This is a genomic window from Serratia sp. HMSC15F11 (assembly GCF_001808215.1).
Lineage (GTDB): Bacteria > Pseudomonadota > Gammaproteobacteria > Enterobacterales > Enterobacteriaceae > Serratia > Serratia nevei.
This window is the reverse complement of sequence record NZ_KV792463.1, coordinates 26,563-40,365: the sequence shown is the minus strand read 5'-3', so window position 1 is coordinate 40,365 and position 13,803 is coordinate 26,563. Positions and strand designations below refer to the sequence as shown.

Sequence of the window (13,803 nt, the reverse complement as noted above, 5' to 3'; positions counted from 1 at the left end):
GCGCGGATGGCGTTGGCAAGCTCTTTACGAGAAGACATAACGAAACTCCAGTACGGTTACAGTTGAGCGACCAGCATGTCTTCCAGCTTCTGCTGGTCGACGGCGAACAGGCGAATGCCTTCGGCGAGTTTTTCCACCGCCATGGCGTCCTGATTGTGCAGCCAGCGGAACTCCGCTTCGGCCAGCGGGGCAGGTTGGTGGAAGCCCTCGGTAGACGGGGTCAGCTTACGCTCGACCGGCCGGTCGCTGTTTTTCAGCTGTTCCAAAAGGTTTGGTGCGATGGTCAGGCGATCGCAGCCGGCCAGCGCCAAAATCTGCTCAACCTTACGGAAGCTGGCGCCCATGATCAACGTTTGGTAACGATGACGCTTGTAGTACTCATAGATGGTACGCACCGACTTCACGCCCGGATCCTGATCGGCATCGTAGTCGGCGGCAGGCTGTTTGGCCTGGTACCAGTCATAGATGCGGCCGACGAACGGCGAGATCAGATACACGCCGGCTTCGGCGCAGGCGCGGGCCTGGGCGAAAGAGAACAGCAGCGTCAGGTTGGTGTTGATGCCTTCTTTTTCCAGCTCTTCGGCGGCTTTGATGCCTTCCCAGGTGGAAGCCAGTTTGATCAGGATGCGCGATTTGTCGATGCCCTGTTCCTGATACATGGCGATCAGCTTGCGCGCTTTGGCGACGCACATGCCGCGATCGAACGACAGGCGGGCGTCCACTTCGGTGGAGATGCGGCCCGGCACGCTTTTGAGGATCTCGACGCCGATATTGACCGCCAGCTTATCGCTGGCGTTGATCAGCTGGGTTTCCTTGCTGCCGCCCTGACGACGGGCGTAATCCAGCGCTTCGACGATCAGCGCTTTATACTGCGGCAGCGCGGCGGCTTTCAGGATCAGCGAAGGGTTGGTGGTGGCGTCCTGGGGTTCGAACTGGCGGATGGATTCGATATCGCCGCTGTCGGCGACCACCGTGGTCAGCTGCTTGAGTGCGTCTAATTGATTCATTAATAAGCTCCTTGACCAAGCTCAACGTAGGGAAATGAGAACCTTTTTCATCATAGGGGGAACACACTGCATCATCGGGTCGGGAATGAAAATGCGCTTTTTCTGATTGTTGCGATGGATAATAACAATGAATGCCGAATAAACCCAGGCGGGGCGCGGCTTGCAGCGGGGGGAGGTGAAGGGGGCGGTAAAGTGAGAGGCAAAAATAAGGGTTCAGCGCCAGGCTGAACCCTCAACGATCTCCTCATTTGGCCGATTATTTGCTCAGGTTGACATCGATTGCCTGGTAGAAGGCGTTGGCGGTGTCGGCTATATCCCACACGGCAAGGATCACGTGCGAACCGCTGCGGTCTGCCGGTATATTGCACTGGTGGGTCACCTGTGCGGCAGGGATGGCGCCGCCGTCGTTGAACTGGCAGAACGGCGTCAGGTCAAAGGAGGCGCGGGTCAGCGGCTGGGAAGCGTCCCAGTTCGGCTTGGTGATGAAATAGCGCCAGCTGGTGGTGCTGTGACGCGCGGTCAGCTTCCAGGTAAAGGAATTCGGGCCGGTTTTCAGGTTGAGCTTGTTCCAGCGCGTCGGCGTTTGCTGATCCAGTTCGAAGAAGGTGGACTTGTTGGCGCTGGCGATATGGCCGTCAGCCGGGCCGGCCTGCGGGAAGCCTTTCAGGCCTTCGACGCTCTGCGGTTCGTATTGCACGCTGCCGCACTGGGTGTTGAGCTGCAGTTTGCACTGGTAGGCGCGGCTGGCCGGCGATTCGACGTAACCGTGAGCATTCGCCTGTTGCGAAACGCCGAACATGGCCGCGCTCAGCAGGCCCAGAGAGAGCAGGGTACGGGAAGTTTTGTTCATAAGTCACTCCTGACTGAAATTATGTTGTAAGTTGAGCGTATTTCACCGACAAAATGAGAGACTAATAACGCAATTAGAAATAACCCTTCTTGTCGGCTTGTTTTATTTTTATCATTCTGGTCGTGCGATAGAGCGGAATGTTTTAACGGCTATTAACGAAAATTATTATGATGACGATCTTTGCTCGTTAGGCTGAATTTATTTAACTGTCGCTGTGTAAAAGTAGGGCGCTATGATGAATTTTATATCAGGTCGTGATGAATAGTATTTAAGATAGCGCTCTCATTTATGAAGTATATTGCTTGTTGCCTTGAGTACCCTTGTTCGATTTGATCGATTTTTGTGCGCCACCACCTTGGGAATTTAGTGTCATTTTTCTTATTTTATTTTAAAGAGGAATTTGTATGACTAGATTATCCCTGGACGCGATTAAAATAATCAGCACCATCAAGAGCACCGGCTCTTTCTCTATGGCGGCGGAGGCGCTGCATAAAACGCCTTCGGCGATCTCTTATCGGGTTTCCAATATTGAAAGCAAACTCTGCGTGAAACTTTTTCATCGCAATGGCCCCATGATTACCCTGACGGATGAAGGGGAATTTCTCCTGCAGGAGGGCAGCTGGATATTAAATGCGGTGCAGGATCTGGAAAGTCGGGTAAGAAACATCCCCAAGCTGGACAATAATATCCGCCTGGCGGTGGACACCTTCTTCCCGCTGGAGACCCTGACGCAGGATATCCGTGACTATATTCAGCATTGCCCGAACGCCAATATCTCGGTGCAGCGGGAAGCGCTGAACGGCACCTGGGATGCGCTGAAGAACAACCGGGCGGACCTGATCATCGCCATCGGCCAAATTCCCGACAGCGTACAGGCCAAAACCCTGATGCTCGGCAAGCTCAACTTCGTGCTGTGCGTGTCGCCTTCGCACCCGTTTGCGGCGCAGAGAAAGCCGGTGTGCAAGAAGCAGCGCTTGAACGACATCGTGGTGGTGATCGCCGACAGCAGCCATGAGCTGCCTAAACGCAATCACGGCACACTGCCTCTGCAGCGTCAGCTGGTGGTGTGCGACGTGGAAAGCAACCTGGCGCTGCTCAAACGCGGCATCGGCCACGCTTTTCTGCCGCCTGCGCTGATCGAAAAGGAATTGGCCAGCGGCGAACTGGTGACGGTGCCGGTGGAGATGCAAAAGGGCGACGAAATGATTTGGCTGGCGTGGCATCCGGCCAGCAAGGGCGCCGGGTTTAGCTGGTGGCATGAGCGGCTGACGCGCAAAAGCGATGTTTACAGCCTGATGGGCCGGGAAGTGGTGCGGGATGGCGGCTATCCTTGGTGCCACAACTGAAGGAATAGAGACGAAGGGACGCGAAAATCAAACGGTTAACTCAATGAAAACCCCGCAGCGTTCGGCTACGGGGTTTTTTTATGGCTTACGCCACGCGGCCTACTTTCAGCCAGGCGCTGTCGGAACCCGGCGCCGAGGTGATATAGCCCCACTTGGTCTGCCAGACGTAACCCTGATAGGACACCAGCGCGCCCTGCGCGTAAATAGTGCCCGGCACGTAGGCCGGCGCGGTCATGATCGGCAGGTTGCCGGGGCCGACGCCGGTGTAGCGCAGGCCGGTGCCCATATCCAGCTGGCTGTCGTCGTAGTCTGCGGCGTTGAAATAGCGATCCAGCGCGGCCAGCAGATCGCCGTTGCGGTTGTCTTGCCCCAGATGCCAGAACATCACGCCGCCCAGCTGCTGCTGCTTGATGTACTTCGCTTTGTATTTGAAGCTTTCGGCATCGTCATAGGTGACGAACAGCCCGTTCTGCGCATGATACAGGTAAGGGGTTTTGGTCTTGTCGTTCCACAACCGCTGATAGCCGTAGTTGCCCTGCAGCATCTGCTCCAGCTGGCGATAGGAGGCGATGCGCGGATCTTTGTCGCGCACGCACTCTTCGCAGCCCACCAACCAGTAGTCGGTGCTTGGATACGGATCTTCGCCCGGCGTGCTGTGGCTGCTGTACTGGCCGCCGTTGCTGCCGCTGACGCCTTTGAAGGCGCGGCCGTAGAAGGGGACGCCCATCACGATCTTGGCGCTCGGCACGCCTTCCATCATCAGGTGTTGCTGCACCGCGGCGTCGACCGTCAGGCTGAACGGGCTGGGGAAGGCGCGGGTCAGCTCTTCCCAGCTCCAGCCCAGATTGGCTTCGCGCAGCGCGTTGTAGAAGGTCGGCCCGGCCGCGTCACCGAACAGCGCCGCCTGGTGGTTGGTTACCTTCTCCCAGGGGCCGGCCAGATCGTAGGTCATCAGGTTGATGTAATCGAGTGGCGCGACGATCTGCGCCAGCTTGCTGTAATAGCGCGACAGGAAGAAAGCGCCGCCGGCGCCGGCGATGGTCAACTGGTACGGCAGCGCCTGGCGGCCGTCGGTGACGGTTTGCTGGTTCAGCAGGGTGCGGATCTCTTGCAGCGCGGCGATGAAACCATCCACTTCTGAGGCCTGCGGGTACTCCCAGTCGATGTCCACGCCGTCGAAGCCGTAATCCTTCATGATGCGCACGCAGGATTGGGCAAACTTGGTGCGCGACGCCGGGGTTTTCACCGCGTTGACGTAGTTGGCGTGCGACACGCCCAGATCGTTGGAGTAGTACCAGCCGCCGATGGAGAACATGATGCGCAGGCTGGGGTTGTGCGCTTTGAGCGCGGTCAGGCGATTGACCACATCACGCGCCTTGGCGTCGTTGGTGGCCGGATCCCAGGCGCATTCCAGATTGCTGTTGATATCCAGGAACGAGAAGTTGATGTGCGTCAGCTGTTTGGCTTTGGCCGGCGTGATGTTGGAAACCGGGAACGGCACGACGGACGTATCGGACTCGGTGTAATTATTGATTTGGTTAGTTGGAATAAAATAATACCCAATAACGGCTTTGCGTGTGGACATGATATTTCTCCAGAGTGGATGTTTTTATGATGGGGAACTATTTCCCGTAGCCATTAATGTTTATTTTTGGTGAAAATAAAAGTCGAAATAAATCACGATAACAATGAATTTTTGTTCACCGTCACCTGCATTGGCGTTTAGGTGTTGTGCCAGCGCTCAGCATGAATGAATTCGACCATAGGGTCTGTATTTATTCATTTGCTTTGTCATAGCATCCTTAACTAGATTCTGATTATCCGATGTCCCACCGGCCGTGATTGGCATTTAATTAAAAATAAAAAAGGAGATGAGCTATGTCCAGCATAGAGCCTGACGCTGTTGGCTTAATAGTCCAGCGAGTATGTGAATATCTTCAGCCGGTATTAAACGCCATTTTGGCCGGCGTAATGGCGCTATTGCACGGCGCCTACCGCAACGTGGGTATTCGGCGGCGTTTATTGAATGCGGCGATGTGCGCGTTATTGGCCTGGACGGTGCGCGATGCGCTGGCGCTGATGGGCCTGGAATTAAAGTGGGCGAATTTAGCCAGCGTGCTGATTGGCTTTATGGGGGCGGATTACATCAACGCCTTAATTAAGAAATTCATTGGCAAAAAAACGGGGTTTAAAAATGTTAAATGACATCGAAGATATTCGTTTTACCGCCCGCAGCGAAGAGAACCTGCGCGGCGTACACCCGGATCTGGTGCGCGTTATTCGTTTGGCGCTGCGTTATTCGCTGGTGCCGTTCTCCGTCAGTGAGGGGCTGCGCAGCATGGCGCGCCAGCGGGAAATGGTGCGCGCCGGCAGCAGCCAAACGTTGCGCAGCCGCCACCTGACCGGCCACGCGGTGGACGTGGTGGCGATGCCGGCGGGCGTGGTTTCCTGGGAGTGGGATTACTACGCGCAGATTGCGGTGGCGGTGCGGCGTGCGGCGCGTGAATGCGGGGTTAACGTCGAATGGGGCGGCGAGTGGAAAACCCTCAAGGATGGCCCGCATTTCCAGCTGGCGTTCCGGGATTACCCGGCATGAGCGACTGGCTGCAAAAACTGCTGCAGGGCGGGTTGTTGCTGCTGTTGCTGGCGGCCATCTGCCTCGGCGGCTACAGCTCGCTGCTGTCGCACCAGTTGGCGTCCGCGCGGCAACAGGCGGCAGAGCTGCAGAAAAGCCTGGCGCAGCAGGCCGGGCTGATCGCCACCCTGCAGACCCAGGATGTGCAAAACCGTGCGCTGATGGCGGCGCAGCAGCGGCAGGAACGGCAGCTGCGCCAACAACACGAGGCTTATCAGAGGAAATACCGTGAAGCGATTAAAAACGATCCCTGCGCCGCTCAGCCTCTGCCTGGCGCTGTGCTTGAGCTCTTGCGCCCGGCCGCCGGCGCCGCAGGCCGTGCCGCTGTTGCCCCCTGAGTCGGTATTCGCGCCCTGTGAGCAACCGCAGCTGCAAGGGGAGACCTGGGGCGATGCGGTAAGCTATACCCTGGCGTTACAAACCTCGTTACACATTTGCGCCGGCCAGGTGGAGACGCTCAACGCCTGGCGCACCACGCTGCCGCCACGCTGACGGCGGCGTTTCTGTGCGCGTCCCGCAGACCTTCTTTTTTTTACTTTTAAAACGGTCTTTCGGCCAAGGTTATGGCCCGCTTCAAAGTTTGTGATGTTTCTCTCACTATACTTCAAGGCTGCGCCCTGTCATTGTACTTGGGCGCCACGGCCCACGGCAGGGCGCAGCCTCAAAGCCTTACCTCAACATAAAAGCAAAAAACAAAGGAATCCATAATGGACGAACAGCTCAAACAGAGTGCCCTTGATTTCCATCAGTTTCCTGTCCCAGGGAAGATCCAGGTTTCCCCCACCAAACCGTTGGCGACCCAGCGCGATCTGGCGTTGGCCTATTCGCCGGGCGTCGCCGCGCCTTGCCTCGAGATCGCCGAAGATCCGTTGGCAGCCTACAAATACACCGCGCGCGGCAACCTGGTGGCGGTGATTTCCAACGGCACGGCGGTACTGGGTCTGGGCAATATCGGCGCGTTGGCCGGTAAGCCGGTGATGGAAGGCAAGGGCGTTTTGTTCAAGAAGTTTTCCGGTATTGATGTGTTTGATATCGAAGTGGATGAGCATAACCCTGACAAGTTAATCGACATTATCGCCGCGCTGGAACCGACCTTCGGCGGCATCAACCTGGAAGACATCAAGGCGCCGGAGTGTTTCTACATCGAACAGAAACTGCGCGAGCGCATGAAGATCCCGGTGTTCCACGATGACCAGCACGGCACGGCGATCATCACCACTGCGGCGGTGCTCAACGGCCTGCGCGTGGTGAAGAAGAATATCTCCGACGTACGCCTGGTGGTGTCCGGCGCCGGCGCGGCCTCCATCGCCTGCCTGAACCTGCTGGTGGCGCTGGGGCTGCGGCAACAGAACATCACCGTTTGCGACTCCAAGGGCGTCATCTATAAAGGCCGCGACGCCAATATGGAGCAGACCAAAGCCGCCTACGCCATCGAGGATAACGGCCAGCGCACGCTGGGCGACGCCATCCCGAATGCCGACATCTTCCTCGGCTGCTCCGGCCCGGGCGTCCTGACGCAGGATATGGTGAAAACCATGGCGCGCGATCCGCTGATCATGGCGCTGGCCAACCCGGAACCGGAAATTTTACCGCCGCTGGCCAAAGCGGTGCGCCCGGACGCCATCATCTGCACCGGCCGCTCCGACTACCCGAACCAGGTGAATAACGTCCTGTGCTTCCCGTTTATTTTCCGCGGCGCGCTGGACGTGGGCGCCACCACCATCAACGAAGAGATGAAGCTGGCCTGCGTGCATGCCATCGCCGATCTGGCGCTGGCGGAGCAGAGCGACGTGGTGGCTTCCGCCTATGACGACCAGGATCTCTCCTTCGGGCCGGAATACATCATTCCGAAACCGTTCGATCCGCGCCTGATTGTCAAGATCGCGCCGGCGGTGGCCAAGGCGGCGATGGAGTCCGGCGTGGCGACGCGCCCGATCGAAGACTTCAACGCCTACGTCGAGAAGCTGGCGGAGTTCGTCTACAAAACCAACCTGTTCATGAAGCCGATCTTCTCGCAGGCGCGCAAAGAGGTGAAGCGGGTGGTGCTGGCGGAAGGCGAGGAAGAGCGCGTGCTGCACGCCACGCAGGAGCTGGTGTCGCAGGGGCTGGCCTTCCCGATCCTGGTCGGCCGCCCGAGCGTGATCGAGATGCGCCTGAAAAAATTGGGTCTGCAGCTGACGCCGGGCAAGGATTTCGAAGTGGTGAACAACGAGTCGGATCCGCGCTTTAACGAATACTGGGGCGAGTACTACCAGATCATGAAGCGTCGCGGCGTCTCGCAGGAACAGGCGCGTCGTGCGGTGATCGGCAACCCGACGCTGATCGCCGCCATCATGCTGCACCGCGGCGAAGCGGATGCGATGATCTGCGGCACCATCGGCAGCTACCATGAGCATTACGACGTGGTGAAGAACGTGTTCGGCTTCCGTGAAGGCGCGCACGTCGCCGGCGCGATGAACGCGCTGCTGCTGCCGAGCGGCAACACCTTTATCGCCGACACCTACGTCAACGACGATCCGACGCCGGAGCAGCTGGCGGAGATCACCCTGATGGCGGCGGAAACCGTGCGCCGCTTCGGCATCGAGCCGAAGGTGGCGCTGCTGTCTCACTCCAGCTTCGGCTCTTCCGACTGCCCGGCGGCGCGCAAGATGCGCAAAACGCTGGAGCTGGTGAACGAGCTGGCGCCGGAGCTGGAGATCGACGGCGAAATGCACGGTGACGCCGCATTGGTGGAAAGCATCCGTCACGATCTGATGCCGGACAGCCCGCTGAAAGGCTCGGCCAACCTGCTGATCATGCCGAACATGGAAGCGGCGCGCATCAGCTACAACCTGCTGCGCGTCTCCTGCTCGGAAGGGGTGACCGTCGGGCCGGTGCTGATGGGGGTCGCCAAGCCGGTGCACATCCTGACGCCGATCGCCTCGGTGCGCCGCATCGTCAACATGGTGGCGCTGGCGGTAGTGGAAGCCCAGACCGAACCGCTGTAAGCCCAGGTTGAGTGACTGGCCCCCTGCGCCGCTGGCGTCGGGGGCTTTTTTATTTCCAGTAGACGTGGTACAAATAATCGTCAAATATGTACATGTACAGGTAAAGAAAATGACTACGATTAGCTACACGGCGGCGAGAAACAATTTGGCCGAGGTGCTTTTGGAAGCGCAAAAACAGCCGGTGGAAGTGACGCGCCGCGGACACGATGAGGTTTACATCATCAGTAAGGCCGACTATGAGGTTTTGGTCAAAGCCAAAGTGAAAGCGCGCATTCAGGCTAAACACGCGGATACGATTAAGGCGCTGGCGAATAGATGATCTTTTTGACCGCAGAGGATATTGCGGAGTTCAATGCTGAAATTGTGCCTCACGGCCGCCAGGAAGGCAGCAAAGTTGAGGCTGTAGCCAACCGCGTGCTCAATGCTTACCACTACGAGAACGTCACAGACGTTTACCGCTTGGCCGCGCTCTATCTCATCGCCATCAGCCACGGTCACATTTTTCTTGATGGCAACAAACGTACGGCCTTCCAAAGCATGGCGCTATTTCTCGGTATTAATGGCATTGCACTGCGGGAAGACGCAGAACTGGTCGAAATTACGGTTGAAGCAGCTCAAGGCCGCCTCAACGTAGAACAAGCCGCTGAACACTTACGCCGGCTAGCCGAATAACCCCCTGCTCATTTCTTACAGCGCGCGGCGATGGCGCGGATGTCCTGCGGGGTGGTGCGGCAACAGCCGCCGATCAATTGTGCGCCAAGCGTGCGCCACTCCGTCGCCTGATCGGCCAGGCTGCCGTGCTCGCCGCCGCAGGCGTGCCAGGTTTTGCTCACCGCATCGTAGTGCTCGCCGGAGTTCGGGTAAACCAGCAGCGGTTTGTCGGCCAGCGCGCCCAGTTGGCGCAGCGCCGGGGTGACCTTGTCCAGTGCGATGCAGTTGATGCCGATGGCCAACACCTGCGGGTTGCCGCGCAGCGCGGACAGGACCTCCGTCAGCGGCGTGCCGTCGCTGAGGTGTTGGCTGTCGCGCAGGGTGAAGGCGAACCAGGCGCCGAGCGTCGGGAATTCCTGCAGCAGCGTCAGCAGCGCCTGCAGTTCGGCGAACGACGGCAGCGTTTCGCAGGCCAGCAGATCGACGCCGGCGGCGGCCAGCGCGGCGAGGCGCGGGCGGTGGAAGGCGATCATGTCATCCTGCGCCAGCCGGTAGTCGCCGCGGTATTCCGAGCCGTCGGCCAGATAGGCGCCGTACGGGCCCACCGAGCCGGCGATCAGCAGCGGCGCGGCCTGCGGGTGCGCGGCCAGATAATCCCGGCGCGCGCGTTGCGCCAGCTGCACGCTTTTGGCGATCAGCGCCAGCGATTGCTCCTGATCCAGGCCGCGGCGCAAGAAGCCCTGCGGCGTGGCCTGATAGCTGGCGGTGATGGCGCAGTGGGCGCCTGCGTTGAAATAATCGAGATGCACCTGATAGATAAGCTCGGGATTCTCAATCAGCACCTTGGCCGACCACAGCGGATCGGTCAGATCGCAGCCGCGCGCTTCCAGCTCGGTGGCCAGCGCGCCGTCCAGGATCAGCGTGGGGTGTTCGGCCAGCAGGCGGGCGACGGGGTTGTTAACCGACATGTTGTTCTCCCAAAGCGGTTTTTTGTCCGGCGCGCCGGGTCAGGAAATAGGTGAGGTAACACAGGGCGACGAACGGCAGCCCGCAGTAGAGCGCAATGCGCTGCTCCGGATCGAACGCCAGCCCGATGCAGGCCAGCAGGCACAGCGCAAAGCCGAGGATCGGCGTCAGCGGGTAGCCGGGCGCGCGGTATTTCAGGCCGCTTATCGGCTGGCCGCTGCGCAGGTAGGCGCGGCGGAAAGCAAAGTGGGCCGCGCAGATGCTCAGCCACACCGCCACCACCGCAAAACCGGAGATCGCCGACAGGGCGACGAACACCGTGTCCGGCGCGATCACGCTGGTCAACAGCGCCAGCACGCCGCCGAGCATGCTGAAGGTCAGGGCGTTGATCGGAATGCCGCGTGTATTGACGCGCGCAAAGTAGGCCGGCAGGGTGCGCTGGTGGGCCAGCGACCACAGCATGCGCCCCGAGGCGTACAGGCCGGAGTTGGCCGCCGACAGGATGGCGGTCAGGATCACGAAGTTGAAGATATCGGCGGCGTAAGGCACGCCGATGCGTTCAAACACCAGCACAAACGGGCTTTTGACGATCCCCGCCTGATCCATCGGGATCAACGCCGCCAGCACGAAGACCGTGCCGATAAAGAATAGCATCAGGCGGATCACCGTAGTGCGGATCGCCAGCGGCACGACTTTTTCCGGGTTCTCGGTTTCACCGGCGGCGATGCCGATCAGCTCCGTGCCGGAGAAGGCGAAGTTCACCGCCACCATGGTCATCAGGATCGGCAGCGTGCCGTGCGGCAGCCAGCCGGAAGCGGTCAGGTTATGCAGGAACGGCGCCGGCGTGCCGTCTTTCATCGGCAGCAGGCCGAACATGGCGGCGCCGCCCAGAATGATAAACGCCAGAATGGTCACCACTTTGATCAGCGAAAACCAGAATTCGCTTTCGGCGAAAAAGCGGGTGGTCACCACGTTAAGCAGGAAAATGGCCGCGCAGAAGATCAGGCACCACAGCCACACCGGCGACTGCGGGAACCAGTACTGCATGCAGAATCCGGCGGCGGTCAGGCTGGAGCCGAGCGCCACCGTCCAGGTGAGCCAATACAGCCAGGCGACGGCATAGCCGGTGGCCGGCCCCAGATAGCGCGAAGCATAGACGTGAAAAGCGCCAGTTTCCGGCATCGCCACCGACAGCTCGCCCAGGCACAGCATCACCAGATACACCACCAGCGCGCCGATCAGGTAGGCCAGCAGCGTGCCGAGCGCCCCGGTGGTGGAGATGATGTAGCCGGTGTTGAAAAACAGCCCGGTGCCGATCACGCCGCCCAGCGACAGCATCACCAGGTGCCGGGCCTTCATGCTGCGTTTGAACTGTCCTGCGGCGGGTGCCGATGGTTGCATAATAATCTATCCGTATAGACGTCTAAATATCTGAATGGCTATTGGTTATACCCGCAATGCTTTTTCAACGCAATGCGCAGCCGGCGATCGGCGCGTAAAAAAATCGTTAAGTCGGATCTATATGCAAATGATAATTATTATCTATAATGTCGCCATTTTCGATAATGGGGCAACATGATGAGATACCTGATTTTATTGGCGGCGTTGGCGCTCGGCGCCTGCAGCCAGGCGCCGGTGAAAGCGCCGGCCAACGACGTCGCGAGTTTGGGGAGCATCACCGATCTGCACAGCGGCGCGACCCTGACGCCGGAGCAGCTGTTGACGCGATTGGCGCGGCAGCCGCGGGTGATCCTGGGGGAGAAGCATGACAATCCTTATCACCATCAGATTGAGCAATGGCTGGTGCAGCAGCTGCCGCTGCGGCGGCCGCAGGGCAGCGTGCTGATGGAGATGATCAACCCGAGCCAACAGGCGCAGGTCGACAAGGTCAAGCAGTGGTTGCAGAGCGATCCCACGGTGCGTGACGGCCGCGTAGCGGAGCTGATCGCCTGGCAGCCGGGCTGGAAGTGGGAGCTGTATGGCGGGGTGACGATGGCGGCGATGCGCGCGCCTTACCCGCTGTGGTCGGCCAACCTGGATCGCAGCGAGATTACGGCGTTCTATCAGCAGCCGCAGTTCCCGGCGGGGCAGCTATCGGCGCAGCCGGCGGTGCGCAAGGCGCTGGAAGAGACCATCCGCACTTCGCACGGCGGCCAGATTGAGGCCGACCAGCTGCAGGCGATGTTGGCGATCCAGCAGCAGCGCGACCGGCGCATGGCGGAACGTCTGCTGGCGGCGCCGACGCCCGCGCTGCTGATCGCCGGCGGCTATCACGCCGCCAAATCGGTGGGGGTGCCGCTGCACGTGCGGGATCTGCAACCGGCGGCGGCGCCGACGGTGCTGATGTTGGCGGAGCCGGGCGTACAGGTCGATGCGAACACCGCAGATTACCTGTGGATCACACCATCAGTGAAATGAATACGTTAAGACAGTGAAAAGGGGTGTTAATTATAGTTGCAAATGATTATCATTAGTAAATGTGATTTGCAATCATTCGCAATTAAGCTAGCTAATGCCCCTATGTTAAGTCAGTCTTACTCCCTCCCGGCCTTTGAACTGCCACAGCCGCGCTGGGCGCGCGGCCTGCTGCTCGCCCTGGCGGCGCACGCGGCGTTGGTGCTGCTGTTTTACTGGCCGCAGACGGCGCTGGAGCCGGTGGTACTGCCACCGCCGGCGGTGATGATGAGCTGGGCGGCGCAGATTGAAGCGCCGGAAAGCAAGCCGCTGCCGCTGGGCGTGCAGCAGGCGGAATCCGCCGCGGCGCAGCCTGCGGAGCAGCAGCAACAGCCGGATCTGCCCAAGCTGGCGCGCGCCGAGAAAGCGAAAATCGTGACGGCGCAGAAGAAGCGCGCCAAACACCGCCCTCCGCAAAAATCGCAGCCGAAGCCGCAGGAACAGGCCAAAGAGACGCGCAATGCCGCCGCGTCCAGCGCCGCCGCGCCGCAGGCGCAGACGCTCTCTCATCAGACCGCCGCACCGATCAACAGCGACGCCAACAGCAACGCGCAGGCCAAACTGTCGTGGGAGAGCCTGGTGAAAGGCAAACTGAACCGCATCAAGGATTACCCTTTGGATGCCCGCAGCCGCCGGCGCAGCGGCATGCCGCAGGTCAGCTTCAGCGTCGACGCGCAGGGGCGGGTCTCGAACGTCATGCTGCAGGTGCGTTCCGGCACCGCGTCGCTGGATCGGGAAGCGGTGGCGGTGGGGTCGCGCGCCCAGCCGTTGCCGCCGCCGCCGCCGGAGATGCTGCAGCAGGGGGCCGTCAAGGTGACGATGCCGATCGATTTCAATCTGGCGGAGCTGAATGCCCGCCGTTAATGCCCGCAGGCGCCGCATCGCCGTCGTGCGCCTCTTCAAACTT

The 13,803-nt window shown here is 59.8% G+C and carries 15 protein-coding genes; 10 read left to right on the top strand and 5 right to left on the bottom strand.

All coding sequences use genetic code 11. From position 1 onward, the window contains the following. Positions 1-56 precede the first annotated feature (56 nt). Both tal and HMPREF3138_RS13475 read right to left on the bottom strand, forming a co-directional pair. Positions 57-1,007, bottom strand: a complete 951-nt coding sequence (gene tal, locus HMPREF3138_RS13480) for a transaldolase (protein ID WP_070559118.1) — start codon at positions 1,005-1,007, stop codon at positions 57-59. A 256-nt stretch (positions 1,008-1,263) separates the two neighbouring features. Next, the gene (locus HMPREF3138_RS13475; protein WP_038881231.1) at positions 1,264-1,857 is read right to left on the bottom strand and encodes a chitin-binding protein/chitosanase CBP21; all 594 of its coding nucleotides are present in this window, start codon (positions 1,855-1,857) and stop codon (positions 1,264-1,266) included. A gap of 404 nt (positions 1,858-2,261) precedes the next feature. Between HMPREF3138_RS13475 and HMPREF3138_RS13470 the strand changes: the two genes are divergently transcribed. Next, on the top strand, positions 2,262-3,203 hold the full coding sequence (locus HMPREF3138_RS13470) for a LysR family transcriptional regulator (RefSeq protein WP_038881234.1): 942 nt from the start codon (positions 2,262-2,264) through the stop codon (positions 3,201-3,203). An 85-nt stretch (positions 3,204-3,288) separates the two neighbouring features. Here the strand turns inward: HMPREF3138_RS13470 and HMPREF3138_RS13465 are convergent, their stop codons facing one another. Beyond that, positions 3,289-4,788, bottom strand: coding sequence for a chitinase ChiB (locus tag HMPREF3138_RS13465; RefSeq protein WP_038881237.1), 1,500 nt, complete (start codon positions 4,786-4,788; stop codon positions 3,289-3,291). A gap of 293 nt (positions 4,789-5,081) precedes the next feature. Here HMPREF3138_RS13465 and HMPREF3138_RS13460 point away from each other — a divergent pair, with 293 nt between their 5' ends. The 7 genes from HMPREF3138_RS13460 to HMPREF3138_RS13435 all read left to right on the top strand — a co-directional run bounded on the left by HMPREF3138_RS13460 (position 5,082) and on the right by HMPREF3138_RS13435 (position 9,497). After that, a complete protein-coding gene (locus HMPREF3138_RS13460; RefSeq protein ID WP_004936551.1) occupies positions 5,082-5,408 on the top strand; it encodes a phage holin, lambda family in 327 nt (108 codons plus the stop codon). Continuing rightward, positions 5,398-5,799 (top strand): L-Ala D-Glu endopeptidase ChiX, encoded by a 402-nt coding sequence (locus HMPREF3138_RS13455; RefSeq protein ID WP_038881240.1) that lies wholly within the window; start codon positions 5,398-5,400, stop codon positions 5,797-5,799. Before HMPREF3138_RS13460 ends, HMPREF3138_RS13455 begins: the two co-directional genes overlap by 11 nt. Then, positions 5,796-6,176 carry a DUF2570 family protein gene (locus tag HMPREF3138_RS13450; RefSeq protein ID WP_038881243.1) on the top strand — a complete coding sequence of 127 codons (381 nt, stop codon included), beginning with the start codon at positions 5,796-5,798 and terminating at the stop codon, positions 6,174-6,176. Before HMPREF3138_RS13455 ends, HMPREF3138_RS13450 begins: the two co-directional genes overlap by 4 nt. Further along, the gene (locus tag HMPREF3138_RS26725) at positions 6,157-6,330 is read left to right on the top strand and encodes an Rz1-like lysis system protein LysC (RefSeq protein WP_038881246.1); all 174 of its coding nucleotides are present in this window, start codon (positions 6,157-6,159) and stop codon (positions 6,328-6,330) included. The genes HMPREF3138_RS13450 and HMPREF3138_RS26725 overlap by 20 nt, the downstream gene beginning before the upstream one ends. A 215-nt stretch (positions 6,331-6,545) precedes the next feature. Further along, complete coding sequence (gene maeB, locus HMPREF3138_RS13445; protein WP_070559116.1) at positions 6,546-8,825, top strand: NADP-dependent oxaloacetate-decarboxylating malate dehydrogenase; 2,280 nt, start codon at positions 6,546-6,548, stop codon at positions 8,823-8,825. Between the two features lie 7 nt (positions 8,826-8,832). Further along, on the top strand, positions 8,833-9,144 hold the full coding sequence (locus tag HMPREF3138_RS13440; RefSeq protein ID WP_223294862.1) for a type II toxin-antitoxin system Phd/YefM family antitoxin: 312 nt from the start codon (positions 8,833-8,835) through the stop codon (positions 9,142-9,144). After that, the gene (locus HMPREF3138_RS13435) at positions 9,141-9,497 is read left to right on the top strand and encodes a type II toxin-antitoxin system death-on-curing family toxin (RefSeq protein WP_038881250.1); all 357 of its coding nucleotides are present in this window, start codon (positions 9,141-9,143) and stop codon (positions 9,495-9,497) included. Before HMPREF3138_RS13440 ends, HMPREF3138_RS13435 begins: the two co-directional genes overlap by 4 nt. 8 nt (positions 9,498-9,505) lie before the next feature. Here the strand turns inward: HMPREF3138_RS13435 and mmuM are convergent, their stop codons facing one another. Together mmuM and mmuP are read right to left on the bottom strand one after the other, a co-directional pair. Then, entirely contained in the window at positions 9,506-10,444 is a 939-nt protein-coding gene (gene mmuM / locus HMPREF3138_RS13430) for a homocysteine S-methyltransferase (RefSeq protein ID WP_038881252.1), read from the bottom strand. Continuing rightward, positions 10,434-11,843 carry an S-methylmethionine permease gene (gene mmuP / locus HMPREF3138_RS13425; protein ID WP_038881254.1) on the bottom strand — a complete coding sequence of 470 codons (1,410 nt, stop codon included), beginning with the start codon at positions 11,841-11,843 and terminating at the stop codon, positions 10,434-10,436. Before mmuP ends, mmuM begins: the two co-directional genes overlap by 11 nt. Before the next feature lie 177 nt (positions 11,844-12,020). Here mmuP and HMPREF3138_RS13420 point away from each other — a divergent pair, with 177 nt between their 5' ends. Together HMPREF3138_RS13420 and HMPREF3138_RS13415 are read left to right on the top strand one after the other, a co-directional pair. Further along, positions 12,021-12,860 (top strand): ChaN family lipoprotein, encoded by an 840-nt coding sequence (locus HMPREF3138_RS13420; RefSeq protein ID WP_038881258.1) that lies wholly within the window; start codon positions 12,021-12,023, stop codon positions 12,858-12,860. A 102-nt stretch (positions 12,861-12,962) separates the two neighbouring features. Then, positions 12,963-13,760 (top strand): TonB family protein, encoded by a 798-nt coding sequence (locus HMPREF3138_RS13415; RefSeq protein WP_070559114.1) that lies wholly within the window; start codon positions 12,963-12,965, stop codon positions 13,758-13,760. Positions 13,761-13,803 lie beyond the last annotated feature (43 nt).